Origin of the sequence: Synechococcus sp. BS55D (assembly GCF_004332415.1) — a bacterium.
Lineage (GTDB): Bacteria > Cyanobacteriota > Cyanobacteriia > PCC-6307 > Cyanobiaceae > Synechococcus_C.
The window spans coordinates 1-24473 of sequence record NZ_PHQT01000003.1 but is presented as its reverse complement, the minus strand read 5'-3'; the positions used below and the strand labels follow the sequence as shown (position 1 = coordinate 24473).

Below are 24473 nucleotides of genomic sequence, written 5' to 3'. Positions count from 1 at the left end.
CGGGGCCTGGAGGATCAGGCCGCAACGGCCGTGCGATCGACCAGACCCATAGCCGCCCGCTCGCTGGGAGGGACCAGCAGCTTGAAGCGGCTCTTCCAGCTGCTCCAGTCAGAGAGGATCGCCGCGGCCTTCTCACTACCTGTGGAGGCCAGATGGGCTTCCAACAAGGGCTTGAGTACAGCTTCCTGCTCGCTGGTGTCGACGGCACGAATCTCCACGATCTCGTGGTTCACCCGGTCCACCAGGCCACCCGACTCATCGAGGATGAAGGCCACCCCACCCGTCATGCCAGCGCCGACGTTCCGGCCAGTGCTGCCAAGCACGACCACCACTCCACCGGTCATGTATTCACAGCAGTGGTCACCAGTGCCTTCGACCACGGTGCGAGCACCGCTGTTCCGCACCGCAAACCGCTCGCCGGCGCGGCCATGCACCAGTAACTCACCCCCCGTTGCGCCATACAGGCAGGTGTTGCCAAGAATGACCTGGTCCCCAGGAGACGCGGTGCCTGGGTTCGGCACCAGCACGATCCGGCCACTGTTCATTCCCTTGCCGATGTAGTCATTGGCTTCGCCCTGCAGGCGTACATCCATGCCCTGGACAAGGAAGGCCCCGAAGCTCTGGCCTGCAGCACCCTGGAAATGGAGCTGCAACTGACCGTTAAAACCGCGGTTGCCGTGGCGAGCAGCAATCTCACCGGCAAGACGAGCGCAGACGCTGCGGTCGGTGTTCACGATCTCGATGCTGCGCTGAATCGTGCCGTGGCTCTCAATCGCCGCCATCAGCTCGGCATCGGCCAACAGCTGATCCTCGAGCACCGCTCCATTGCCATGGGCATCGGCAGCGTGGGTGAGCCAAGAGCGATTGTCCGTGCCTGCCACTGGAGCCAGCAGGGTGGTGAGATCCAGGGACTCCGTCTTCTCGAGTTTCACCTGCCGCCTCTGCAGCAGTTCATTGCGACCGATCAAATCCTCGAGACGTGCCACACCCAGCACGCTCAGCAGCTGACGCACCTCTTCGGCAACGTAGAGGAAGAAATTGACGACATGCTCAGGCAGCCCTGTGAAGCGTTGACGCAGGGCCTCCTTCTGGGTGGCCACACCAACGGGGCAATTATTGGTGTGACAGACGCGAGCCATGATGCAGCCTTCGGCGATCATCGCCACCGATCCGAAACCGAATTCCTCAGCGCCCAGCAACGCTGCCATCACCACATCCCAACCTGTTTTGAGGCCGCCATCGGCACGCAGGAGCACGCGATCGCGCAAGCCGTTCTCCATCAAGCTGCGATGGACCTCGGTAAGACCGAGTTCCCAGGGACCACCGGCATGTTTGATCGAGCTCAGAGGTGAGGCGCCCGTGCCACCGTCATGTCCAGAAATCTGGATCACATCGGCATTGGCTTTGGCCACTCCGGCAGCGATCGTGCCGATGCCGATCTCAGCCACCAATTTCACCGACACCTTGGCGCTCGGATGCACCTGGTGCAGATCGTGGATCAACTGCGCCAGATCCTCAATCGAATAGATGTCGTGATGCGGTGGTGGCGAAATCAACGCCACCCCGGGCTTGCTGTTGCGCAACCAGGCGATGTACTCATCCACTTTGGGGCCGGGCAGCTGACCGCCCTCGCCGGGCTTGGCCCCCTGGGCCACCTTGATCTCCAACTGCTTGCCGCTGCGCAGATATTCCGCCGTCACACCAAAGCGGCCTGAAGCAATCTGCTTGATGGCTGAGCAGGCGGTATCACCGTTGCGCAGTCCCTTAATGGCCGGGAGAGTCGCCGAACGCCCCTCAGCATCCACATCATTGAGCGGACGGAAGCGGGCCGGATCCTCACCGCCCTCGCCACTGTTGCTCTTGCCGCCAATGCGATTCATCGCCACGGCGAGGACTTCATGGGCTTCCCGGGAGAGAGCTCCAAGGCTCATACCGCCGGTACAAAAGCGGGAACAGATGCTTTCCACACTCTCCACCTGATCAAGGGGGAGGGGCGTGGACGCAGTCCTGAACTCAAGCAGGTCCCGCAAGGCGGTCACCGGCCTGTTCTCCAGAAGCGTGCGATAGATGCCGAAGTGGTCATAACCGGGGCCTTCATGGACGGCCTTATGCAGCACCTTCGCCATCTCCGGGCTGTTGAGGTGGTATTCACCGCCAGTGCGGTACTGCACAAAGCCCATGAACTCGAGCTTGCTGCGGTTGAGCTCGGGGAAGGCCTTGGCATGGAGCAGAAGCGTTTCCCTGGCCAACTCGCGCATGGAGAGGCCCGCCACCCGGCTGGTGGTCCCTGCAAAGGATCGCTCCACCACGTCGGCACCGAGACCGATCGCCTCAAAGATCTGAGCACCGTGATAACTGGCGAGCAGGGAGATGCCGATCTTGGAGAGGATCTTGCGGAGACCATTCTCCAGGGCGATCCGCACATTCGCCTGGGCGTCTCCAGGGGTGAGGGCAGGCAGTTTGCCCTGTTCGATTCGCTTCTGAGTTTTGGGATGGGCCAGCCAGTGGCGGGTGGTCTCCCAGGTGAGCCAGGGGCAGACGGCACTAGCGCCGTAGCCGATCAGACAAGCGAGGTGATGGGTGCTCCAGCACTGGGCGGTCTCCACCACCAGAGAACAGCGCAGGCGCTGGCCCGTCCGAAGCAGGTGATGGTGCACGGCACCAACAGCCAGTAGGGGTGGCAAGGCGGCAGCGGTGGCCTCAAGCGAAGCAGGCATGCCGGCCAGGCCATGGCGATCGCTGAGCACAAGGATCTGCGTCCCGGACTCCACGGCAGCGGTGGCAGCGGCACAGAGCCGATCCAGAGCCTCCGGGAGACTGTTAGCCGAAGCCGTGGGATCAAATTGCGTCGACAGGGTCGTGCAAGGCAGACCCTGCTGCGCCAGAGCCCGAAGCTCCTCTTCATTCAGCACCGGCGAGTCGAGGTGCACCAGAGCTGCGGCCTCCGCCTGGGGGCGAAGGGCGGGGCGGCGTTCACCGAGATGCATCTCAAGGCTCATCACCAGCTTTTCCCTCAGGGGATCAATCGGCGGGTTGGTGACCTGAGCGAAGCGCTGCTTGAAATAGTCGTAAAGCAGATGCGGCTTGTCAGAGAGCACCGCCAGAGGGATGTCATCTCCCATGCAGTAGGTGGGCTCCTTACCGGCACCCGCCATGTCCTCGATCACCAGCTCGAGATCTTCGGCGGTGAAACCAGTCGCTGTCTGCAAACGCAGCAGATCCAGATCACCGAGCTGACGGTCCTGCGTCCAGGCCTGGGCATCAAGGTGGCGGCGATGCTGCTCAAGCCAGCTGGCGTAGGGATGGCGTGATGCCGCGTCTTCTTTCACAGCCCAGTTTTCGAGCAGCTCGCCCCGCTCGAGATCCACAGCCAGCATCTGCCCCGGGCCGAGGCGGCCACGGCTGACCACGGTTTTGCCGCTGAGGTCCACCACACCGGTCTCCGAGCCCATGATCACGAAGCCATCGCTGGTCGTGCACCAGCGGGCCGGGCGGAGGCCGTTGCGGTCGAGGGTGGCGCCCACCCGCTTGCCATCGGCAAACACGAGAAGCGCTGGGCCATCCCAGGGCTCCTGAATGCCGGCATTGAACTCATACATGGCCTGCACAGCAGGCCGACTTTCGAGCTCAGGCTGGTGACGGAAGGCCTCCGGAACCAGGGTGATCAAGCTGTCCGTGATCGAACGACCACTGCGGACGAGTAACTCGAGGGTGGCATCGAGGTTGGCTGAATCACTAAAGGCCGGATTGACCACTGGGTTGAGGTCACCCGCAGCTTCACCCCAGACCTCATGCAAGCGGGACTCGGAGGCCCGGGCCCAGTTGAGGTTGCCCAGCAGCGTATTGATTTCCCCGTTATGGCCCAGCAATCGCATGGGCTGGGCAAGGGGCCAGCGGGGCAGGGTGTTGGTGCTGAAGCGGCGGTGATAAACCGCAAAACTCACCGCAAAGCGCGGATCGCGGAGATCGGCGAAGAAGGCCGCGAGAACCTCCGACCGCACCATGCCCTTGTACACAACAGTGCGGCTGCTGAGGGAGGCCACATAGAGATCCCGAGCCGCCTCAGCCCCCCAGACCTGGCGGGCGCGATCACCGATCCGACGCCGCAAGCGGAAAAGCAGGGCCTCCAGCTCATCGCCAGCCTGATCAGCTGCCACGAGCCACTGGTGGATCGCTGGAGCGGTCTCGCGCGCCAAGGGGCCGAGCACGGATGGGTCCACCGGTACCTCACGCCAGCCGCAGGAGCGCAAGCCGAGGGCCTCTGCCTCCTCCGCCGCAAATCGCTGTGCCTCGGCGCAGCGACTGGGGTCTGCAGGCATGAACATCATGCCCAGACCACGACCACCTGTGACCTCTGCCACCTCGGGCCAGACGGCCGCCAGATAACCCCAGGGGATCCCGCAGAGCACTCCGGCTCCATCGCCGGAATCGCCATCACCGCCGCACCCGCCGCGATGTTCCATGCAGCCGAGACCGCGCAGGGCCTGCTGAAGGAGCCAATGGCTGGCCTCACCTTGAAGCTGTGCCAGGAAACCCACACCACAGGCGTCCTTCTCACCGGCCACTGCCGCTGGAGCACTGCTGTCGCAGTAAGGCCAGAAGGGGCCGGAAAGGTGTGTCATAACCCGACGATGCGATCTCAGATCTTAAGGACGCGTGGTGCCTGTTCAGGATCCGGCTAGCGTCTGGCCCATGGTTGATCCACCGCTGCCGCCAGCGCCCGTCGCCGAGGTGCGTGTCGCCAGATCGATCAAGGGCGATCGCATCCGCCTGGCGGGAATGGACCTGAACAGTCCCTGGCTCTGGGTCGGGGGCGGTCGAACCCAGCCGACGCAACTTTGGCTACCCCTCGAGCTTCTTGTGAACAAGCTCGGGTTCCAGCGAAGCGAAGCAGCAGACGGCCCGCAGCTGGAGTGGTATGGGCGCAGGGCAAGCCTGCGGAGCCTGCCGCAACGCAGCCTGGACGACGAGGTGGCGATCGAGGTGGCGGACTGGCTGAGCAGCACCGGCGTGGGTTTGTCGCGCTCGGAGCAGACCCTGCGACTGACCCTGGCCTCCCCGCGCCTACAGCGACTGCGACGGGGGAAGGGCAGCACAGCCAACCGACTCGTTTTTGACCTCTCGGGACCAGCGCTGGTGCAGCGCCAGGGCAATGATCTGATCCTCCGAATCAGCACCACCCCAACCCAGGCCGGACAGCTGCGGGGGATGGGACTGCGGATCCAGCGTCAGCGGCTGCAACTCACCCTGATCGGCGCGGGGCAGAGCTTGTCCTCCCTCACGCTGGCCGAGCCCTGGCGGATCGTTCTGGATGGGGTCCGTTCGGGCGAGGGCGGTGGAAGGAGCCAAGGCCGTGACCCCCTTGCAGCGGCACTGGTCGATCCCCGGATCCAGGCGCTGATTCGCGATGGGCTCGTGCTCGATCGCCGCTCGCTGACCGTGGGGGTGAAACCGCTACGGATCTATCGGGTTGGCAGCAACCCTCTGCAGCAGGGCCTGCGCCTGCAACCCCTTGCCCCTTTACATGCCCAGCAAGGACTCCGCTTCCTCAACCAGCTCTCGCAACCGGCCGGGGCACTGCTCGCGGTGAACGGCGGGTTTTTCAACAGGGTGCGGCAGCTTCCGCTCGGGGCGGTTCGTCTGGACGGCACCTGGCTATCAGGACCGATCCTGAACAGGGGGGCCATCGGCTGGGACAGCGGCAGCCGGCTGAACTTTGGACGCCTGAGGCTGCATCAGGAGCTTGTGGTCTCCGGTGGACAGCGCTGGGGGCTGGCCAGCCTCAACAGCGGCTATGTGCAGAAGGGGCTGAGTCGCTACACCCGTGCCTGGGGGCCGGTCTACCAAGCGCTCAGCGGCCAAGAGCAGGCCCTGAGCATTGACGATGGACGCGTGCTTGCCGTTCATGGCACCGCAGCCCTGGCCAGGGGGGTGCCCCTCGCAAGTGATGTCGATTTGATCGTGGCCAGGGGGGGCGCACCACTACCGGCCCAGATTGGAGATCGCGTTGAGTTGCGCTCTGAGGCTTCCAATCCGCTCGGCAATCGGAGGCAAGTCATGGGCGGTGGCCCACTGTTACTCCAGGGGGGCCGGGTTGTGCTCAATGGTCGTGCGGAGGGGTTCAGCGCCGGCTTTATGGCACTGGCGGCACCGCGAACGGTTGTGGCGCAAGACCGCGATCGGCTTTGGCTGCTGACCCTGGAGGGTGCCGGCGGCAGCGATCCCACCCTGCTCGAGACCAGCCTGGCCCTGCGCCAACTTGGACTGGAAGAGGCCCTCAACCTCGACGGAGGCAGCTCCACGTCACTCCTGGTCGCCAACAGGCTTGTCATGAGCGGGCGGTCCTTCCCACCGCGGGTGCAGAACGCCCTGGGACTGGTGCCAGAGTGAGCAACCTCACGATCAGATCCGGAGCCATGGGCACGAACCTGCTGATCACGCCGGCTGCCGCTGCAGAGCTTGGCCGCCAGGCCGCTGTGGCCGGAACACCAGGTCAGATGCATCTTGATCTGCTGGATGGCAGCTGTGAAACCCATGTGATCCGGCTGCAACCGGGACCCATGGGAGGAGTGCCGGTGGCCCGCGCCGATGGCATCACCCTGCATGCTCCCGCAAGTCAGGCGGGGCAGCTGGAGGGGCTCTGCCTTGATTACCGCGGCGATCTCAGCGGTGGCGGCTTTCTGGTGACCGCCCGCAGCGGCATTCGCTGCTGCCCTTGCGGCAGTGCTTTCACTCGCCTCTGAGGACACTGCAGGCGACCCGGTATGGTGGTGGATTGTCGAACCAGGTCGGGGTACCGGCCGCATCCCGACCGTCGATGCCAACCATCCAACAGCTGATCCGTCACGAGCGCCAGACCCTCAAGGCGAAGACCAAGTCTCCAGCCCTGCGCTCATGTCCCGAGCGCCGGGGAGTGTGCACACGCGTGTACACGTCCACGCCCAAGAAGCCCAATTCGGCTCTGCGCAAAGTGGCACGTGTGCGCCTCACCTCGGGCTTCGAAGTGACGGCCTACATCGGTGGCATCGGCCACAACCTCCAGGAGCACTCTGTTGTGCTGATCCGCGGCGGTCGTGTGAAGGATCTGCCTGGTGTCCGTTATCACATCATCCGCGGAACGCTTGACACCGCCGGCGTGAAGGATCGTCGCCAGTCGCGCTCCAAGTACGGCGCCAAGACTCCTAAGGAGTGATGGCAGTGCGTCTCTCACTGACGCCCCAATCCTGAAACCACCCTCTTCCCCTTTCTCCCTTACCCACGGTTCATGTCCCGCCGTAACGCCGCCGAGAAGCGCCCGATTCTTCCCGATCCCCAGTTCAATAGCCGCCTCGCCACGATGATGGTGGTGCGCTTGATGAAGCACGGCAAGAAATCCACCGCCCAGCGGATCCTGTCCGATGCCTTCAGCCTGATCGGCGAGCGCACCGGCGGCGATCCCCTCGAGCTGTTCGAAACGGCCGTGAAGAACGCCACGCCTCTGGTGGAAGTGCGAGCCCGTCGCGTCGGTGGTGCGACCTACCAGGTGCCCATGGAAGTGCGCCAGGAGCGCGGCACAGCCATGGCCCTGCGCTGGCTCGTCAGCTTCTCCCGTTCCCGCAACGGCCGCAGCATGGCCCAGAAGCTCGCCGGTGAATTGATGGATGCCGCCAACGAGGCCGGCAACGCCGTTCGCAAGCGCGAAGAAACCCACAAGATGGCCGAAGCCAACAAGGCTTTCGCCCACTACCGCTACTGACTCACCCTCGCCCTGAACGCTCTCGGCTGTTCAGGGCGGACCTGTAGAGTCTCACCCGCCTTTTAACGCCCCACCCCGGAGTTTCCTGTGGCTCGCGCCTTTCCCCTGGAACGCGTCAGAAATATCGGTATTGCCGCTCATATTGACGCTGGTAAAACCACCACCACCGAACGAATCCTGTTCTATTCAGGTGTGGTGCACAAGATCGGTGAGGTGCATGACGGCGCCGCTGTCACCGACTGGATGGCCCAGGAGCGTGAACGTGGAATCACCATCACCGCTGCGGCCATTTCCACCAGCTGGAATGACCATCGGATCAATATCATTGATACCCCCGGCCACGTGGATTTCACCATCGAGGTGGAACGTTCCATGCGGGTTCTCGACGGTGTGATCGCTGTGTTCTGCGCCGTGGGTGGCGTTCAGCCTCAGTCTGAGACTGTTTGGCGCCAAGCCGACCGCTACTCCGTGCCTCGGATGGTGTTCGTCAACAAGATGGACCGCACCGGCGCCGATTTCCTCAAGGTGCATGGCCAAATCAAGGATCGCCTCAAGGCCAACGCCGTGCCGATCCAGCTGCCGATTGGTGCCGAGGGCGATCTCAGCGGCATCATCGACCTCGTGGCCAACAAGGCTCACATCTATAAGGACGATCTCGGAAAGGACATCGAAGTCACCGACATTCCTGCCGACATGGCTGATCAGGCAGCCGAGTGGCGGACGGTCTTGATGGAGGCGGTTGCCGAAACCGACGAAGCCCTGATCGAGAAGTTCCTGGAGACTGGCGAACTCAGTGATGAAGAGCTCAAGAAGGGCATCCGTGATGGCGTCCTGAAGCACGGTCTCGTTCCGATGCTCTGCGGCTCCGCCTTCAAGAACAAAGGTGTGCAGCTGGTTCTTGATGCCGTTGTTGACTACCTGCCCGCCCCCGTGGATGTGCCCCCGATTCAGGGTGTGCTCCCCGATGGCAAGGAAGCCGTGCGTCCCTCCGACGACAAGGCTCCCTTCAGCGCCCTGGCCTTCAAGGTGATGGCTGACCCCTACGGCAAGCTCACCTTCGTGCGCATGTATTCCGGCGTCCTGGAAAAGGGCAGCTACGTGCTCAACTCCACCAAGGGCGAGAAAGAGCGCATCTCCCGTCTGGTAGTGCTCAAGGCAGACGACCGGGAAGAGGTTGATGAACTGCGCGCCGGCGACCTGGGAGCGGTTCTTGGCCTGAAAGCCACCACCACCGGCGACACCCTCTGCTCTCCCGAAGATCCCATCGTTCTTGAGACCCTGTTCGTCCCTGAGCCGGTGATCTCCGTGGCGGTGGAGCCCAAGACCAAGGGCGATATGGAGAAGCTCTCCAAAGCACTGGTGTCTCTGGCAGAGGAAGATCCCACCTTCCGGGTCAACACGGACGCCGAAACCGGACAAACCGTGATTGCCGGCATGGGCGAGTTGCACCTGGAGATCCTGGTGGACCGCATGCTGCGTGAATTCAAGGTGGAGGCCAATATCGGTGCTCCTCAGGTCTCCTACCGCGAAACCATCCGTGGTTCAGCCAAGGGGGAGGGCAAGTTCTCCCGCCAGACCGGTGGTAAGGGTCAATATGGCCATGTGGTGATTGAAATGGAGCCGGGCGAGCCCGAATCCGGGTTTGAATTCGTCAACAAAATTGTTGGTGGTGTTGTTCCAAAGGAATTCATCAAGCCCTCGGAAATGGGCATGAAGGAGACCTGCGAATCCGGTGTGATTGCTGGATACCCCATGATCGACATCAAAGTCAGCATGGTTGACGGGTCGTACCATGACGTGGACTCGTCAGAAATGGCGTTCAAAATCGCCGGCTCCATGGCCTTCAAGGATGCGGTCAAGAAGTGCAATCCTGTGCTTCTTGAACCGATGATGAAGGTTGAGGTCGAGGTTCCCGAGGATTTCCTCGGCTCGATCATCGGTGACCTGTCTTCCCGTCGAGGACAGGTGGAAGGTCAGGCCATTGACGATGGCACGTCAAAGGTCTCGGCCAAGGTGCCTTTGGCCGAGATGTTCGGCTACGCCACCGAGCTCCGATCCATGACCCAGGGTCGGGGTATCTTCTCGATGGAATTCAGCCACTACGAGGATGTTCCTCGCAACGTCGCTGAAGCCATCATCTCCAAGAATCAGGGCAATTCCTGATCTCTACCCTCCCCTAAATTCACCCCCGATTCTTTTAAAAAAATGGCTCGCGAGAAGTTCGAAAGGAACAAGCCCCACGTCAACATCGGCACCATTGGCCACGTTGACCACGGCAAAACCACCCTCACCGCTGCGATCACGAATGTGCTCGCCAAGAAGGGTCAAGCCAAGGCTCAGGCCTATGACCAGATTGACGGTGCTCCGGAGGAGCGCGAGCGCGGTATTACCATCAACACCGCCCACGTCGAGTACGAAACCGACATCCGTCACTACGCCCACGTCGACTGCCCCGGTCACGCGGACTACGTGAAGAACATGATCACCGGTGCCGCTCAGATGGACGGCGCCATCCTCGTGTGTGCCGCCACCGACGGCCCCATGGCTCAAACCAAAGAGCACATCCTGCTGGCCAAGCAGGTGGGTGTGCCCGCTCTGGTGGTTGCACTCAATAAGTGCGACATGGTCGATGATGAGGAGATCATCGAACTGGTGGAACTGGAGATCCGCGAACTGCTCTCCAGCTACGACTTCCCTGGCGACGACATCCCCGTGGTGCAGGTCTCCGGCCTGAAGGCCCTCGAGGGCGACGCCGAGTGGGAAGCCAAGATCGAAGAGCTGATGAAGGCCGTCGATGAGAACATCCCCGAGCCTGAGCGCGAAGTCGACAAGCCCTTCCTGATGGCCGTCGAAGACGTGTTCTCCATCACCGGTCGTGGCACCGTGGCCACCGGCCGTATTGAGCGCGGCATCGTCAAAGTCGGCGAAGAAATCGAAATCGTCGGCATCAAAGACACCCGCAAGACCACCGTTACCGGTGTGGAGATGTTCCGCAAGCTGCTCGATCAGGGCATGGCCGGCGACAACGTCGGCCTGCTGCTCCGCGGCATCCAGAAGGAAGACATCGAGCGCGGCATGGTGCTCGTGAAGCCCGGCTCCATCACCCCTCACACCAAGTTTGAGGGTCAGGTGTACGTGCTGAAGAAGGAAGAAGGCGGCCGTCACACCCCCTTCTTCGCTGGCTACCGCCCGCAGTTCTATATCCGTACCACCGACGTGACCGGCCAGATCACCGCCTTCACCGCGGAAGATGGCTCCAACGTCGAGATGGTGATGCCCGGCGACAACATCAAGATGACCGGTGAGCTGATCTGCCCCGTGGCCATCGAGCAGGGCATGCGCTTCGCTATCCGCGAAGGCGGCCGCACCATCGGTGCTGGCGTGGTCTCCAAGATCATCGAGTGATTATCAAGCGATGATCGTCAGGGGATGGTTCGGCCGCGTCCGGGCCGTCCCCTACACTTTTTAAATCGAACCTCGACAATTCACCGTCTCCGATCCCCTCGGGGGCTTCCTCTGCGCATTCCATGTCCACCGCAATCGCTCAGCAGAAGATCCGCATTCGCCTCAAGGCGTTTGATCGCCGCATGCTGGATCTCTCCTGCGACAAGATCATCGAAACGGCCGACAACACGGCAGCAACGGCCATCGGTCCCATTCCTCTTCCCACCAAGCGCAAGATCTACTGCGTCCTGCGTTCTCCCCACGTTGACAAGGATTCACGGGAGCATTTCGAAACACGCACCCACCGTCGGATTATCGATATCTACAGCCCCTCGGCAAAAACAATCGACGCCCTGATGAAGCTTGATTTGCCAAGCGGAGTTGACATCGAAGTGAAGCTCTGAGGCGCACCCGCCCCAGCGGTCAGCTGCCTAGGATTGATCTCACTGAGATCGTGCTGCGTGGCTGACCTGTCCGTCAGGGAATTACCCCTGTTCCCCCTGCCGGATGTTGTTCTGTTTCCAAGGGAAGTGCTCCCTCTGCACATCTTCGAGTCGCGCTATCGGATGATGCTCCGCAGCGTTCTTGAAGATGATCGTCGCTTCGGAGTGATCCGCTGGGATCCTCAGAATCAAACCGTGGCCCCAGTTGGCTGCTGCGCCGAAGTTCTGCAGCATCAAACCGGCGAGGATGGTCGAAGCAACATTGTGACCCTGGGTCAGCAGCGCTTCAGAGTGCTTGATGTGGTGCGGGAGGCGCCTTACCGCACAGCGCTTGTGAGCTGGATCGAAGATGAGCCGCTCGAATCTCCCGATGCGCTCGAAACCCTCACCCAATCGGTCGATCAGGCCCTGCGTGACGTTGTTGAACTCACCGGCAAGCTGACCGGTTCACCCGCCTCCCTCCCTGAAGACTTACCCGATCTCCCTAGGGAACTCTCCTTCTGGATCGGAGCCCACCTGGGAGGCCCTGTTGCTGATCAACAGCAGGAACTGCTGGAACTCACCAGCACCCGCGAACGCCTTGAACAGGAATACGCCATGCTCGATGAAACCCGTCGCCAGCTGGCAGCTCGCACGGTCTTACGTGACACCCTCGCGAACACCGAGGAATGCTGAGCGCTACAGCCCAGGGCCTGGCCGCCCTCCTTGCCATTGGCGTCGGAGCGATCGCTTTCAGCCTCTGGACCCGCCGCAATCGCGCCTATCAATCCAGTGCCAGCGTCGCGGCCGCCTACGACGCCTGGACCGACGATCGCCTGCTTGAAACTCTCTGGGGTGACCATGTGCACCTCGGCTACTACGGCGATCCACCGCGGCGGCGGGATTTTCGTGCCGCCAAGGCAGATTTTGTGCACGCCCTGGTGCACTGGAGCGGACTCGACCAACTACCACCTGGTTCTCGCATCCTGGATGTGGGCTGCGGCATCGGTGGCAGCGCCAGGATCCTTGCCCGCGACTACGGCTTTGAGGTGCTGGGTATCAGCATCAGCCCAGCCCAGGTGGCCCGTGCCACAGCACTGACCCCTGAAGGCATCCACTGCCGATTCGCAGTGATGGACGCCCTCGATCTGCAACTCGCCGATCAACAGTTCGATGCTGTCTGGAGTGTTGAAGCCGGCCCCCACATGCCCGACAAGCAGCGCTATGCCGACGAACTTCTTCGGGTACTCCGCCAGGGCGGCGTGCTGGCGGTCGCGGACTGGAACCGCCGCGATCCATCAGACGGCGAGATGAATGGCGTGGAGAAGCATGTGATGCATCAGCTGCTCACCCAGTGGGCCCATCCCGAATTCGCCAGCATCAAAGGTTTTGCCAGCAACATCGCCGCCAGCCCCCATCAAAGGGGCGTCTTGGAGACGGATGACTGGACCCGGGCAACACTGCCCTCCTGGATCGACTCCATTGGAGAGGGGCTGCGCAGACCCTGGGCCGTTCTCAGCCTTGGCCCCAGGGCAATCCTCCAAGGCCTCCGCGAAACTCCCACCCTGCTGCTGATGCACTGGGCCTTCGCCACCGGTTTGATGCAGTTCGGCGTCTTCAGAATCAGCCCCGGTGGGGGTCAATCCGCAGCCAACTCCGAACTGGGGTAAGCACCGAACTGAGCCAGGTGCTCACAAAGAGGGGTCAGAAGTTCAGTGAGTTGGCGGAGCACCTCCCCTCCCTGCTCTGCAGGAAGCTCCACATCCATGAAGAACACATATTCCCCAAGCTCCCGTTTTGAGGGGCGCGACTCGATCCTGCTCATGTTCAGCCCAAGCGTTGCCACCGCAGTGAGGGCCTCCAGCAAGGCACCTGGTGCATTGCGGTGCAGAGAGAAGGCAAGGCTGGCGACATCTCCCTCCAAGCGCCGCTCGCCACGCTGCAGCAGCAGGAATCGGGTGCAGTTTCCGCTGGCATCGTTAATCGGATAAGCGAGCGACTCCAACACTCCCTCCTCGGCCAGGGAACGACTCGCAATCGCCGCACGGAACTGACTGCCCCGCACCATGCGGGCCGCTTCTGCGGTGGAGCTGGTGGGTAGCTGAAGGGCATTGGGAAGATGACGCGACAGCCAACCGCTGCACTGAGCCAAAGCCTGGGGGTGCGACAGCACCTCAGACACCTGATCAAGACGACCGCTGCTGAGCAGCGCATGCCGGATCGGTAACACCAGAGCACGCCGGATGCAGAGATCCGGATGGGCCCAGAGTGCATCCAGACTCGTGGTCACACCACCTTCCACGGAATTCTCCACGGGCACGACCGCCGCCTCGCAGCGACCATCAGCGACGTGATCAACGACGGAACGCAACCCAGGGCAGGGCAGCAACTCCACCGGATCCAGAGCCTCGAGCTCCACCATGGCGCGGGCCGCTCGCTCGCCGTAGGTTCCCTGCGGCCCGAGGAAAGCCACGCTCGTGGTCATCAATCGCCCTGCAAACACTCGATAGGATCATGGCGCGTCAGCGTCCGCTCATGCCCCTGGCCTTCCGCGCCAGCCAGCACTTGAACCTCACGGTGAACCGTCGGGCGGATGCGCTGCCGGCCTATCTGCAAGAAGAGGATCGGGTGGTGAAGGCCCTTCTGGATCCGAGCCAGCTCAGCCTGCTGGCCCCAGGCCGATACCAATACACCGTCACGACACTGCAGGTGTTCCAACTGCAGGTGAAACCTGTGGTCTGCCTGGAGGTGACCCATCAGGACAATCGACTGACCATGCGCGCGCTTGACGCCAACCTTGAGGGGCTGGGGCTCGTGGATGACTTTCAGCTCACCCTCGAAGCGGTCCTCGAAGCGCGTAGCTCCGGCTTGGAGGGTTTAGCCACCCTGGGGGTAGAAGTGAGCCAGCCCCCGTTGCTTCGACTGATCCCCCGCAGGGTGCTCGAAAGCACCGGCGAATCGATCCTCAACGGCATCCTCTTGACCATCAAGGGCAGGGTCGGACGTCAACTGGTGAACGATTTCGAGCGCTGGTGTGAGAGTTCAGAACCCGCCTGAGGCAGAGACAACCTGCTCAGGCAAAGGGATATTGCGCAGAAAACTCCGGCGATGCAAAGGCGTCGGACCTTCAGCCATGAGTGCCTGTCGGTGCCGTGCTGTGCCGTAACCGGCATGGGAGTCCAGCGCATAACCAGGGAACCGTTGCGCGAGCCGGCGGATCAACGCATCACGGGCCTCCTTGGCCAGCACGCTGGCCGCAGCAATCGCTGCGCACTGGCTATCCCCCTGCACAATCGTCTGCTGTGGATGGGGCCAGGGCCGAAGGGGAAGCACCCCATCCACCAGCACAAGAGCGGGCTGCTGGGGCAGCCGCTGCAGCGCCCGAAGCATGGCCTGCTCGGTGGCGCTGCGGATTCCGATCGCATCAATCTCCCGTGCTGAGGCCTGACCGAGTCCCCAGGCTGCAGCGAGCGTTTCGATCAGAGGCACCAAGCGTGCTCGGCGCCGAGGGGTCAAGGCCTTGCTGTCGGTCAACCCCTGAGCAAGAAGCCCATGAGCGGCGGCTTCATCAAGCACCACAGCTGCGGCGAACACAGGGCCGAAGAGACAGCCTCGCCCGACTTCATCGACACCGGCGACCCAGTCAGTCATCGGCGCATGCGGCGTGCTTCAGTCCGCGCTGGCGGCCGAGGAACGGCGGCGGCGGCGGCGTGGTTCTTGATCTTCGTCGGAGCCATCGGAACCGGCTGCCACCGGCACAGGCTCAGCCTGGGGCTCTGCGGGGGGCTCAGTCGCAACCACAGCCACCGGCTCAAATGGGGTGATCTCCAGGGGCGTGATCTCAACCAACAGCGGCGCAGAATCGGCTTGGGTTGAGGTCTCGGCCACCGCGTCCGACCTGCCGTTGTCGTCTGGAGCAGCCGTGGATCGGCCTCCGCCACGACTACCCCCGCGACTGCCGCGACGGCGACGACGACCACTGGAAGCCGCCAGTTGCTGACGGGCTTCCTCCAGCACTGCGTCGGCGTCTTCGCCAGGACGCACCACCCGCACCAGCAGGTTGTCGCTTTCCGGGGGTTCCTCAAGCAGTAGAGCAGGACTTAGGCCAAGCCAGCCATAGACCTCCTCCTGCTGCTCGGTCATCGGCACGGCCAACAGCTCAGGGTCCTGACGACGGGCCGCCGACTCAGGAGCCGCCACCGCTTCGCTCACGTCGGCATCCACCGCCAAGCTGGCATCGGTGTCGTCGCTGATCACAGCGGCGGCACTTCGCCCCCTGCCGCCTCGGCGGCGGCGGCCACCACTGGATTCAGAGGGAGGCGCCACTTCAGCGCGGGCAGAAGCTGCCGATCGCACCAAACCAGTCGCGGTGGCTAGGGGCTGGAGCAGGTCCTTACCGGGCAGCACTGCCACATGCCCCAGACCACCACAGCTTGGGCAGGCGCGGCCGAACAACTCATAGATGTTTTGCCCCTGCCGCTTACGGGTGAGTTCCACCAGACCAAGCTCAGTGAGCTGTGCGATCTGCGGACGGGCCGCATCATCACGAATGGCCGCAGTGAAATATTCGAGCAACTGCAGCTGATCGCGGCGGGAGTCCATGTCGATGAAGTCGACGATGATCACCCCACCGATGTTGCGCAGCTTCAACTGGCGGGCGATTTCGACGGCCGCCTCACAGTTGGTCCACAGGACGGTCTCCCGAGCATTGGCCGATCGGGTGAAGGAGCCCGAATTGACATCGATGACCGTGAGCGCCTCAGTGGGCTCGATGATCACGTAACCCCCGGATGGGAGATCCACCCGGGGCTTGAGGGCATCGCGGATGGCGGCATTGACCTTGAAATGCTCCAGCAGCTCAGCTGGCTCAGGATGGGCATCGACCTGAACGGCAGCACCCTCCTCACCGAGGAAACCCGTAACCCGTTCCACCGCGGCGGGGTCATCCACCACCACCCTGCTGAGATCCGGACCGGTGTGATCGCGCAGGATGCGGTGAATAAAGTCCTCATCACGGTTGAGAAGCACCGGAGGAGCGGCCGTTTCTGCCGCCCGTTGAATGGCCTCCCACTGGCGAAGCAGCGATTCGAGGTCATCGATCAAAAGCTCTTCGCTCACCCCTTCCGCCTCGGTGCGGATCAGCAGACCAGCTCCAGGCGGTTTGACAAGAACGCCCAAGGCACGCAGACGATTGCGCTCACCCTCTGAACCAATCCGGCGGGAGATGTTCACCCCCTGGCCGCTGGGTTGGAGCACCAGGTAACGACCAGGAAGAGCCAGATTTCCAGTGAGGCGCGGCCCTTTGGTGCCCGTCGGTTCCTTCATCACCTGCACGAGCACACGCTGACGGGGCTCCAGCAGTTCGGTGATGCCGGCGGCCCCTTTCTTCAGGCGCAGGGGGCCGAGATCAGTGACATGAATGAAGCCGTTCTTTTCGCTTTCACCGATGTTGACGAAGGCTGCATCAATCCCAGGCAGCACGTTTTCCACGGTCCCGAGATAGACATCACCGATCTGATATCGACCCTGCGCAACGATCAGTTCATCAACGCGCTCGTCGGTGAGCACTGCGGCGATCCGCAGCTGCTCGGCGATGACAATTTGTTGGGGCATGGAGAAGGTCAGAGAGCGCCCCTTAGGGCGTAAATCCGATCAGAGACCTGCCGGTCCACTGCACGGAAACAACGTGTTCGGCCTGGGCCGTTCAAGAAGAGGGCGGAGGATTAACTCCTATGGAGCTCACAGACGGCGTGAATCAGGACGCATGGAGCTGAGGCAACAGGCCTCCGTTTCCTCAGGATCTGGGAGCGAGAAGACCGGGTCAATCCCGTAGCGCAGTGCTCAGGGGGTGTTGACTTGTGATCAATTTAGCACTGGCTTGATCACGTCCTGCAGGCGAAGTGCAACGCGTTCCACATGCTGCAGCTGCAGAGAGCAGCCCAGTGCATCCCCCAACCAGGACTGAATCTGCGCGGGCTTGAGACTGCGGCCTTGGGGATCGATGGCTGCCGAAAGATGCAACCTGACGCCATCACCATGAGCTTGGCTGAGCTGGAGATCCTGCAGGCAGGGTCGGCAGTCGCGCTCCCGAGGACGGCCCTTTTTATCCGTGTCACGCCAAAGCAGTTCCGTGCGTGCCATCAAGGCAGCAATGGCATCTTGCCAATGCGATGGCTCTGGTCTCTCACCCTCCACGACCTTGAGCCAGAACCGCCACTCGGCGGCCTCCAGCCGCTGGGACAGGCTGGGCTCGGACACGGGGACCTCCTCGGCTGAAAGCAGCCGGAATCCCTCAGGAAGCGTGGGCTGCCAGGCCGCCAGGACCGCTTCTGGATCAACAGATTCGAGAAATTCGAGGTCCATCCACTCGCCGTGAGCCTCGACGCCAAGGGGCAAAGCGAGGGCGAGTTGCAGTCGTGGCAGGGGGTGAAAGCCGCCGGTGTAACTCACCGGCAAACCGCTGCGCCGCAGGGCCCGCTCCAGCATCCGCACCACATCGAGATGGCTCAGGAGCGCCATGGCGCCGGTTTTGCTGAAGCGGAAACGCAGGCGACAGACCCGGGCACTGGGGGGTGGCACGGAGGGCTGCTGGGTCGGCACGGGAGGTGGCGGGACCACCACGTTGTGGCCCAGATCCGGACCACAGACGCCGCAACTGCTGCAGCCCTCGAAAGAGCAGTCAGGAACCACCGCCGCCGCCAGAGCCCGCTGCAAGTCCTCCGCAAGCCAAGCCTTATCAATCCCTGTGTCGATGTGATCCCAGGGCAGGGGCTGGCGGCAAAACGCCTCCAGGTCATCGCGACTGAGGGCCGTGACCGCACTCCAACTGCCCACCTCCATCTCCCGGTAGCGCCCCTCCAATCCCGCCGCCGCGATCGCCCCGGTCCAGGCCTCGTAGGTGCGGTCGAGCGACTCAAACCAGGCATCCATTCCGGCACCGGCACGCCAGGCGGCTTCAATCACCGGCGCCAGGCGGCGGTCACTGCGGCCCACGAAATCTTCCATCGCCGACAGGCGCACGTCGGTGAAGTTCACTTTCAGGCCCCGCTGTTGCCGGAAGGCATCCCGCAACAGCTGCTGGCGGCGCTGAAATTCAGCTGTGGAAACGCTGTGCCATTGGAAGGGCGTGTGCGGCTTCGGGGTGAAATTGCTGATCGTGATGTTGAGATTCAGGCGGCCCAGATCGCGGCAGCGCTGCTGAAGCATCACGCAGGTGTCGGCGATGCCGAGCACATCGGCGTCAGTCTCACCCGGCAGACCGATCATGAAATACAGCTTCACCTTGCGGTAGCCGTTCTCCATGGCGGTGCGGATGCCATTCAGCAGGTCGTCGTCAGTCAGTCCCTTGTTGACAATGTCGCGCAGGCGCTGTGTGCCGGCTTCCGGCGCGAAGGTCAAGCCGGCTTGACGGCCGCCGCCCAGGATGTGAGCAATGTTCTGATCAAAACGGTCCACCCGCTGGCTCGGGAGCTGCAGGGTGACGTTCCGATCAGCCAGTCGGTTGCGCAACTCGACCCCCACCGCCGGAAGCGCCAGATAATCACTACAACTGAGCGACAGCAGAGAGAAGTCGCTGTAGCCCGTCGTTTTCATGCCGGTCTCCACGGCCTCGATGACCGCTTCCGGCTCCACATCACGGGCTGGACGCGTAAGCATGCCGGGCTGACAGAAGCGACACCCACGGGTGCACCCGCGCCGGATCTCAACGGTCAGCCGGTCGTGGACCGTTTCCACATGGGGCACCAAGCCCATGGCGTAGTGGGGCATGGGGGTAGCGACCCGCCGCAACAGCCTGCGGGGCAGCTCTGGGTGGATGGGCTCGAGGGTGACCCCGTCGGTCGCTGGGGCATAAAGCGAGGGCACATAAACCCCTGGAACCTGAGCCAGGTCCCTCAGCAGAGCTGAGCGAGTCAGGCCGGCATCCTTGGCCTCCGCCACCACAAGACCGATCTCAGGCAGCAACTCCTCCCCGTCCCCCAGGGCGATGAAGTCAAAAAAGGGGCTGTAAGGCTCGGGATTACTGGTGGCGGTGGGGCCACCGGCAAAAATCAGTGGCGTTGCCTCGGGAGCATTCAGAGGCCAATCGCCCCGATCGGCGGCACGGAGGGGAATGCCCGCAAGATCCAGCATCTCGAGGATGTTGGTGGCGCCGAGCTCATAGCTGAGGCTGAAGCCAAGGATGTCGAAGGCAGGGAGAGGACGTCGACTCTCCACGGCGAACAAAGGCTGCTTCAGCTCACGCAGACGCGCGGCCAGATCAGCGGCTGGCAAGTAGGCACGGTCGCAGAGCTGCCCCGGAACGGCGTTGAGAATCGAATAGAGAATGATGTGGCCGAGATTGCTCGAGCCCACTTCGTAGATCTCGGGATACGTGAGCGCCCAGCGCACCCTGGCAGCCAACCAGTCACGCCGCTCCACACCGAGTTCATGACCGATGTAGCGAGCGGGGCGATTGATCCCTTCGTTCACCAGGCTCTCGAAAGGAACCGGCGGCCAAGCCTCCGACACATGGTCGGATCCGGCACTGGGTGATGGCGTCGCAACGGTCATGGCCACCGGGGCACTTCTCGCATCGTATGGAGGGATCCCTCCAAAGCTCCCGGCCGCGTAGCAGGATGCCCCCCAGCAACGTGCTTCGTTTTCCCGTGGTTCTGGTCAACAGCAATTACCTCAAACTCAAGGCCGGCTACCTGTTTCCGGAAATCGCTCGTCGGGTGAAGGCCTTCAGCGAGGCAAACCCTGAGGCGGCCCTGATCCGCCTGGGGATCGGCGATGTGACCGAGCCTCTGCCCCTGGCTTGCCGTGAGGCAATGAAGGCCGCCATCGATGAAATGGGAACCAACGCGGGATTCCATGGCTATGGCCCGGAGCAGGGCTATGGCTGGCTGCGCGAAGCGATTGCCAAGCACGATTTCCAAGCGCGCGGCTGTGCGATCAGCGCTGAGGAAATCTTTGTCTCCGATGGCTCCAAGTGCGACAGCAGCAACATCCTCGACATCCTCGGCAGCGGCAATCACATCGCCGTCACCGACCCGGTGTATCCCGTCTATGTCGACAGCAACGTGATGGCGGGCCGCACCGGAGAGGCCGGTGACAACGGCCGCTACGGCGGACTGACCTACCTGCCGATCAGTGCCGACAATGGCTTTACAGCTCAGATCCCTAGCGAGCCAGTGGATCTGATCTATCTGTGCTTCCCCAACAACCCCACTGGGGCGGTGGCCACCAGGGCTCAGCTCAAGGCCTGGGTCGACTATGCCCGCGCCCATGGTTCCCTGATCCTGTTCGATGCGGCCTATGAGGCCTTCATCCAGGACCCTGAACTCCCCCATTCGATCTACGAGATCGAAGGCGCCCGTGACTGCGCCATCGAATTCCGCTCCTTCTCGAAGAACGCCGGCTTCACCGGAACCCGCTGCGCCTTCACCGTGGTGCCGAAGGGATTGAAAGGCAAGGCCGATGACGGCTCCGAAGTGGAGCTTTGGGGCCTTTGGAACCGCCGTCAGAGCACCAAGTTCAACGGCGTCAGCTACATCATCCAGCGTGGTGCTGAAGCGGTGTACTCCGACCAGGGCCAACAAGAGATCAAGGCGCTGGTGGGCTTCTACATGGAGAACGCCGCCATCATTCGCCGGGAACTGAGTGCTGCAGGCATCGAGGTGCATGGCGGTGAGCATGCTCCCTACGTCTGGCTGAAAACCCCTGCTGGCACAGACTCCTGGGGCTTCTTCGACCACCTGCTCAACAAAGCTCATGTGGTGGGCACCCCTGGCAGCGGCTTCGGCGCCGCCGGTGAGGGTTACTTCCGACTCTCCGCCTTCAACAGCCGCGCCAATGTGGACGAAGCCATGGCGCGCATTCGTCGTCTGTGACCGTGTCGGTTTTACATTGCCCAGAGCCGAGATCCTTGGTCATGGTGGTGAACACCTCCAGCCCCAGCCCCGGCGGCGCCGCCGTGATCGAGAAGCAGAGCGAGCGGGTGCGCAAGCGCTCGCCCCGCTACAAAGTGCTTCTCCACAATGACCCGGTCAACACCATGGAATACGTGGTAACGACCCTGCAGCAGGTGGTGCCGCAGCTGAGCGAGCAGGACGCCATGGCTGTGATGCTCGAAGCGCACAACACCGGGGTTGGCCTGGTGATCGTCTGCGATCTCGAACCGGCCGAGTTTTACTGCGAAACCCTCAAGGCCAAAGGGCTGACCAGCACTCTGGAGCCAGAGAGCTGAGCACTCCAGCCCGCCGGTCTGTCGCTGCCCTCTGGCAGGACTGGCTGCGGCAGCACCGTCGCTGGCTACCGACCGTGCTGTTGATTCCAGCCCTCTATGGCCTGGGCTGGCTGCTGATCCAACCGATGAGCTGGCTCTTCCCGAGCATCCCGCTGGCCTCCAGAAACCTGATGGGCACCCTCGTCAGCGAACTGCTGTTTCTGCTGGTTCTGCCGAGTTGGGTGCGCATCCGTTGGAACAGCGCCCATCCCTGGCAAACCCTGGGCGTTAGGTCGTCTCAGCGCAGCGAAGGTCCAGGTGCACGACTCCGCGGCGGCCTCGGCTGGGCCTTCGCTCTGCTGCTGTTGATCACAGGGCTCAGCCTGGCGGGTGGCTGGGGTCAGTGGCTGGGGGATCTAAGCCTCGCGGAGCTCCTGAATGCCGTATTGCTCTGCATTGGGGTCGGCCTGGCGGAAGAACTTCTCTTCCGAGGCTGGCTCTGGGGAGAGCTCAACCACCTCATTGGCCCGCGCTTGGCCCTTCCGGGTCAGGCGCTGATCTTCAGCCTGGTGCATACCCGCTTCAACCTTGGCTTCTGGCCGATGCTGGGCTTGCTGATCGGGCTGTTTCTACTGGGGATAGCCCTGGCAACCCGCCGGCGGCTCGATCAGGGATCTCTCTGGGGGTGCGTCGGCCTCCACGGCGGACTGGTGGGTGGCTGGTTTGCCCTGCAGTCGGGACTGATTCAGTGGTCTCCCCTTTCACCGCAATGGCTGACAGGACCTGGTGGCAATCCCCTCGGCGGAGTCGTCGGAATCCTGGCCCTCAGCGCCCTCCTGGTGCGTCAGCTCACGGCTTTAGCCAAGGCGGCCCGTCCCTCTACCGGCGCGCGCAGCGCTTGATCCAACGGCGCAACGCCGTAATCACGCTCCAACAGATCCATCACCGTGCGACCGAAATCTCCTGGATTGCGGTCAAACGCTTCAAGACAGATCCTCCCGAAGGTGCTGCCCATCGGCTCCGGATTCCAGAGCAGCTTGCGCGCCGTCCAGGGCATCATGCTCATTGGGTTGTAGCCAGGTTTCAGCAGCCCCTGATCAAAGCCGTACTGCTCTAAGTGGGTGTGGGGCTGCAGGCCGATGAAGAAGATCGCGGGCTCCACCCTGTCAGCCCCGAAGATCCGCTCCAACTCGCGGTGATACGCCACGGTCTGACGAATCGTCTCCGGGCGTTCGTCGATCACGTTGAAGGAGTAGTTCACCGACACGTGATCGCGGAAACCGGCTGCTGCCAACATCCGACAGCTCTCGAGCACGGTGCGCAGGTTGTAGCCCATGCGCATCTTGCGAACGAGTTCCTGGGAGCCAGAGGTGATGCCGATTTCGAAGTAGCTCATCCCGGTGGCCACCATCAGCTCAGCGAGCTCGGCATCCAGGTTGTCGGCTCGGATGTAAGCCGCCCAGCGGATGCCGGTGAGCCCCTCGGCCTTCACGGCCCGAAGCAGCTCCTTGGCATCGTCGATGTAACGCCGGGCTGGAATGAACTGGGCATCGGTGAACCAGAAACCGCGCACACCTCGGTCGTAGAGCTGACGCATTTCTGCCACAACCTCCTTCACAGGGTTGAGGCGCACCTGCTTGCCCTCGACCACCGTGTAAACGCAGTAGCAGCAGTTGTGGGGGCAGCCCCGCTTGGTTTGAACGCCGACGTAGAAGTCGCCTCCGTCGAGATACCAGTCGAGCTGGGGCCAAATCGACGCGATGTAGGTGTAATCGCAAGCCGTCTTCGGGCGACTTTCAGGCTGTTCATGGATCAGTCCTGGCCGGGGGGGCTCACCAACGACGTAGCAGCGTTCGCTTTGCAGCGAGTGGCCGAGCAGAAGCTTCTCCAGCAAGGGTTCACCCTCGCCGAGGGAAACGATCGTGCCCTTAGGGAGGGAACGGCCAAGCTGCTCATAGAAAACACTGACGGCGCCACCACCAAGCACGGCCCGGGCCGTCGATCGGTGGCGCTGAGCCCGCGCTAGTCCCCGACGCACAAGGCGCTGGTTACGCCAAAGCTCCCCGTAGTGACTCGCCATCAGCCGGACGCCACCAAGGGCACCTCGCAGACGCTTCAGCGGATTGCGCGCGTAGAAAACCTCGAAGGAGTTCTGAAGAGGGTTACCTCCGCGTCCATCGACGGGGGCGTAGATCTGAATATCGCGCCACGAGAACACCAGCAACGTCGGCTGGAACTGGTCGATGACAGCCAGCAAGACGCGCTCCACATCCAGCACCGGCAAAGCGGCTAGATCGAGGATCCGCTGAGGCAGCCCAGGAAAACACTTGTGGAGGTGATCGGCCAAATAGATCGGCCCGATCGGGAAGATGGGGTTGCAGGGCAATCGCACCAGCAGCACGCGCTCACCCGCAGCGGGGGCCTGAAGCGCAAAGGGTGACAGCGACATGGATCGGCCCATCGGCAGGACGCTAACAACCACCGGGGCCGCAACGCCCCTTCAAGCTTCTTCACAACAGCTTCACAAAGCCGTCGACACACAGCGCAATCTTCTGTTACAGTCGTTCCTGGCAGGGCATCCCTGCCCTTCCGTAACCGCTCTTCGGAGCATCGTTTCCCGTTCTCATGACCACCACCATTCAGCAGCGCTCCGGCGCCAATGGCT

The 24473-nt window shown here is 62.7% G+C and carries 19 protein-coding genes; 13 read left to right on the top strand and 6 right to left on the bottom strand.

From position 1 onward, the window contains the following. Nucleotides 1–14 precede the first annotated feature (14 nt). Entirely contained in the window at nucleotides 15–4622 is a 4608-nt protein-coding gene (gene gltB, locus CWE16_RS06855; RefSeq protein ID WP_131594186.1) for a glutamate synthase large subunit, read from the bottom strand. Between the two features lie 70 nt (nucleotides 4623–4692). Between gltB and CWE16_RS06850 the strand changes: the two genes are divergently transcribed. The 9 genes from CWE16_RS06850 (at nucleotide 4693) to CWE16_RS06810 (ending at nucleotide 13271) form a co-directional block, all read left to right on the top strand. Further along, a complete protein-coding gene (locus CWE16_RS06850) occupies nucleotides 4693–6390 on the top strand; it encodes a phosphodiester glycosidase family protein (RefSeq protein WP_131594184.1) in 1698 nt (565 codons plus the stop codon). Between the two features lie 26 nt (nucleotides 6391–6416). Beyond that, nucleotides 6417–6743 (top strand): AIR synthase, encoded by a 327-nt coding sequence (locus CWE16_RS06845; RefSeq protein ID WP_131594182.1) that lies wholly within the window; start codon nucleotides 6417–6419, stop codon nucleotides 6741–6743. Between the two features lie 74 nt (nucleotides 6744–6817). Continuing rightward, complete coding sequence (gene rpsL / locus CWE16_RS06840) at nucleotides 6818–7192, top strand: 30S ribosomal protein S12 (RefSeq protein ID WP_131454763.1); 375 nt, start codon at nucleotides 6818–6820, stop codon at nucleotides 7190–7192. Between the two features lie 72 nt (nucleotides 7193–7264). Beyond that, nucleotides 7265–7735, top strand: a complete 471-nt coding sequence (rpsG, locus tag CWE16_RS06835; RefSeq protein ID WP_131454764.1) for a 30S ribosomal protein S7 — start codon at nucleotides 7265–7267, stop codon at nucleotides 7733–7735. Nucleotides 7736–7822: 87 nt separating this feature from the next. Beyond that, entirely contained in the window at nucleotides 7823–9898 is a 2076-nt protein-coding gene (gene fusA / locus CWE16_RS06830) for an elongation factor G (protein ID WP_131594180.1), read from the top strand. A gap of 42 nt (nucleotides 9899–9940) precedes the next feature. Continuing rightward, nucleotides 9941–11140, top strand: coding sequence for an elongation factor Tu (gene tuf, locus CWE16_RS06825; RefSeq protein ID WP_131594178.1), 1200 nt, complete (start codon nucleotides 9941–9943; stop codon nucleotides 11138–11140). A 122-nt stretch (nucleotides 11141–11262) separates the two neighbouring features. Then, on the top strand, nucleotides 11263–11583 hold the full coding sequence (rpsJ, locus tag CWE16_RS06820) for a 30S ribosomal protein S10 (protein ID WP_006042265.1): 321 nt from the start codon (nucleotides 11263–11265) through the stop codon (nucleotides 11581–11583). A 57-nt stretch (nucleotides 11584–11640) separates the two neighbouring features. Next, the gene (locus CWE16_RS06815) at nucleotides 11641–12297 is read left to right on the top strand and encodes an LON peptidase substrate-binding domain-containing protein (RefSeq protein WP_131594176.1); all 657 of its coding nucleotides are present in this window, start codon (nucleotides 11641–11643) and stop codon (nucleotides 12295–12297) included. Continuing rightward, on the top strand, nucleotides 12291–13271 hold the full coding sequence (locus tag CWE16_RS06810; RefSeq protein ID WP_131594174.1) for a methyltransferase domain-containing protein: 981 nt from the start codon (nucleotides 12291–12293) through the stop codon (nucleotides 13269–13271). Before CWE16_RS06815 ends, CWE16_RS06810 begins: the two co-directional genes overlap by 7 nt. Here CWE16_RS06810 and pheA read toward each other — a convergent pair. After that, nucleotides 13241–14086, bottom strand: coding sequence for a prephenate dehydratase (pheA, locus tag CWE16_RS06805; protein WP_131594172.1), 846 nt, complete (start codon nucleotides 14084–14086; stop codon nucleotides 13241–13243). The genes CWE16_RS06810 and pheA overlap by 31 nt on opposite strands. Nucleotides 14087–14136: 50 nt before the next feature. Here pheA and CWE16_RS06800 point away from each other — a divergent pair, with 50 nt between their 5' ends. Beyond that, nucleotides 14137–14658 carry a DUF1997 domain-containing protein gene (locus CWE16_RS06800; RefSeq protein ID WP_131594170.1) on the top strand — a complete coding sequence of 174 codons (522 nt, stop codon included), beginning with the start codon at nucleotides 14137–14139 and terminating at the stop codon, nucleotides 14656–14658. Here CWE16_RS06800 and CWE16_RS06795 read toward each other — a convergent pair. From CWE16_RS06795 to CWE16_RS06785, 3 genes are all read right to left on the bottom strand, one after another. Next, nucleotides 14644–15252: a ribonuclease HII gene (locus tag CWE16_RS06795; protein ID WP_131594168.1), complete on the bottom strand. Its 609-nt coding sequence runs from the start codon at nucleotides 15250–15252 to the stop codon at nucleotides 14644–14646. The genes CWE16_RS06800 and CWE16_RS06795 overlap by 15 nt on opposite strands. Nucleotides 15253–15270: 18 nt before the next feature. Continuing rightward, the gene (locus CWE16_RS06790; protein WP_131594166.1) at nucleotides 15271–17214 is read right to left on the bottom strand and encodes an Rne/Rng family ribonuclease; all 1944 of its coding nucleotides are present in this window, start codon (nucleotides 17212–17214) and stop codon (nucleotides 15271–15273) included. A 249-nt stretch (nucleotides 17215–17463) separates the two neighbouring features. Further along, a complete protein-coding gene (locus CWE16_RS06785) occupies nucleotides 17464–20151 on the bottom strand; it encodes a TIGR03960 family B12-binding radical SAM protein (RefSeq protein WP_131594164.1) in 2688 nt (895 codons plus the stop codon). Nucleotides 20152–20246: 95 nt separating this feature from the next. On the opposite strand from CWE16_RS06785, the gene CWE16_RS06780 reads away from it, so the two are divergent. The 3 genes from CWE16_RS06780 to CWE16_RS06770 all read left to right on the top strand — a co-directional run bounded on the left by CWE16_RS06780 (nucleotide 20247) and on the right by CWE16_RS06770 (nucleotide 22710). Next, nucleotides 20247–21473: an LL-diaminopimelate aminotransferase gene (locus CWE16_RS06780; protein WP_131594161.1), complete on the top strand. Its 1227-nt coding sequence runs from the start codon at nucleotides 20247–20249 to the stop codon at nucleotides 21471–21473. Nucleotides 21474–21514: 41 nt separating this feature from the next. Next, the gene (gene clpS, locus CWE16_RS06775) at nucleotides 21515–21829 is read left to right on the top strand and encodes an ATP-dependent Clp protease adapter ClpS (protein ID WP_201737974.1); all 315 of its coding nucleotides are present in this window, start codon (nucleotides 21515–21517) and stop codon (nucleotides 21827–21829) included. A 74-nt stretch (nucleotides 21830–21903) separates the two neighbouring features. Then, nucleotides 21904–22710 (top strand): CPBP family intramembrane glutamic endopeptidase, encoded by an 807-nt coding sequence (locus CWE16_RS06770; RefSeq protein WP_236629633.1) that lies wholly within the window; start codon nucleotides 21904–21906, stop codon nucleotides 22708–22710. Here the strand turns inward: CWE16_RS06770 and CWE16_RS06765 are convergent. Then, nucleotides 22653–24257, bottom strand: coding sequence for a photosystem II high light acclimation radical SAM protein (locus CWE16_RS06765; protein WP_131594159.1), 1605 nt, complete (start codon nucleotides 24255–24257; stop codon nucleotides 22653–22655). The genes CWE16_RS06770 and CWE16_RS06765 overlap by 58 nt on opposite strands. Between the last annotated feature and the right edge of the window lie 216 nt (nucleotides 24258–24473).

Bases quoted from the DNA above. Each gene is read 5' to 3' on its own strand.
- rpsL (WP_131454763.1), top strand. From the start codon at position 6,818: ATGCCAACCATCCAACAGCTGATCCGTCACGAGCGCCAGACCCTCAAG.
- tuf (WP_131594178.1), top strand. From the start codon at position 9,941: ATGGCTCGCGAGAAGTTCGAAAGGAACAAGCCCCACGTCAACATCGGC.
- clpS (WP_201737974.1), top strand. From the start codon at position 21,515: ATGGTGGTGAACACCTCCAGCCCCAGCCCCGGCGGCGCCGCCGTGATC.
- gltB (WP_131594186.1), bottom strand. From the start codon at position 4,622: ATGACACACCTTTCCGGCCCCTTCTGGCCTTACTGCGACAGCAGTGCT.
- CWE16_RS06850 (WP_131594184.1), top strand. From the start codon at position 4,693: ATGGTTGATCCACCGCTGCCGCCAGCGCCCGTCGCCGAGGTGCGTGTC.
- CWE16_RS06765 (WP_131594159.1), bottom strand. From the start codon at position 24,257: ATGTCGCTGTCACCCTTTGCGCTTCAGGCCCCCGCTGCGGGTGAGCGC.
- CWE16_RS06790 (WP_131594166.1), bottom strand. From the start codon at position 17,214: ATGCCCCAACAAATTGTCATCGCCGAGCAGCTGCGGATCGCCGCAGTG.
- rpsG (WP_131454764.1), top strand. From the start codon at position 7,265: ATGTCCCGCCGTAACGCCGCCGAGAAGCGCCCGATTCTTCCCGATCCC.
- pheA (WP_131594172.1), bottom strand. From the start codon at position 14,086: ATGACCACGAGCGTGGCTTTCCTCGGGCCGCAGGGAACCTACGGCGAG.
- CWE16_RS06795 (WP_131594168.1), bottom strand. From the start codon at position 15,252: ATGACTGACTGGGTCGCCGGTGTCGATGAAGTCGGGCGAGGCTGTCTC.
- CWE16_RS06845 (WP_131594182.1), top strand. From the start codon at position 6,417: ATGGGCACGAACCTGCTGATCACGCCGGCTGCCGCTGCAGAGCTTGGC.
- CWE16_RS06785 (WP_131594164.1), bottom strand. From the start codon at position 20,151: ATGACCGTTGCGACGCCATCACCCAGTGCCGGATCCGACCATGTGTCG.
- CWE16_RS06810 (WP_131594174.1), top strand. From the start codon at position 12,291: ATGCTGAGCGCTACAGCCCAGGGCCTGGCCGCCCTCCTTGCCATTGGC.
- CWE16_RS06800 (WP_131594170.1), top strand. From the start codon at position 14,137: ATGCCCCTGGCCTTCCGCGCCAGCCAGCACTTGAACCTCACGGTGAAC.
- rpsJ (WP_006042265.1), top strand. From the start codon at position 11,263: ATGTCCACCGCAATCGCTCAGCAGAAGATCCGCATTCGCCTCAAGGCG.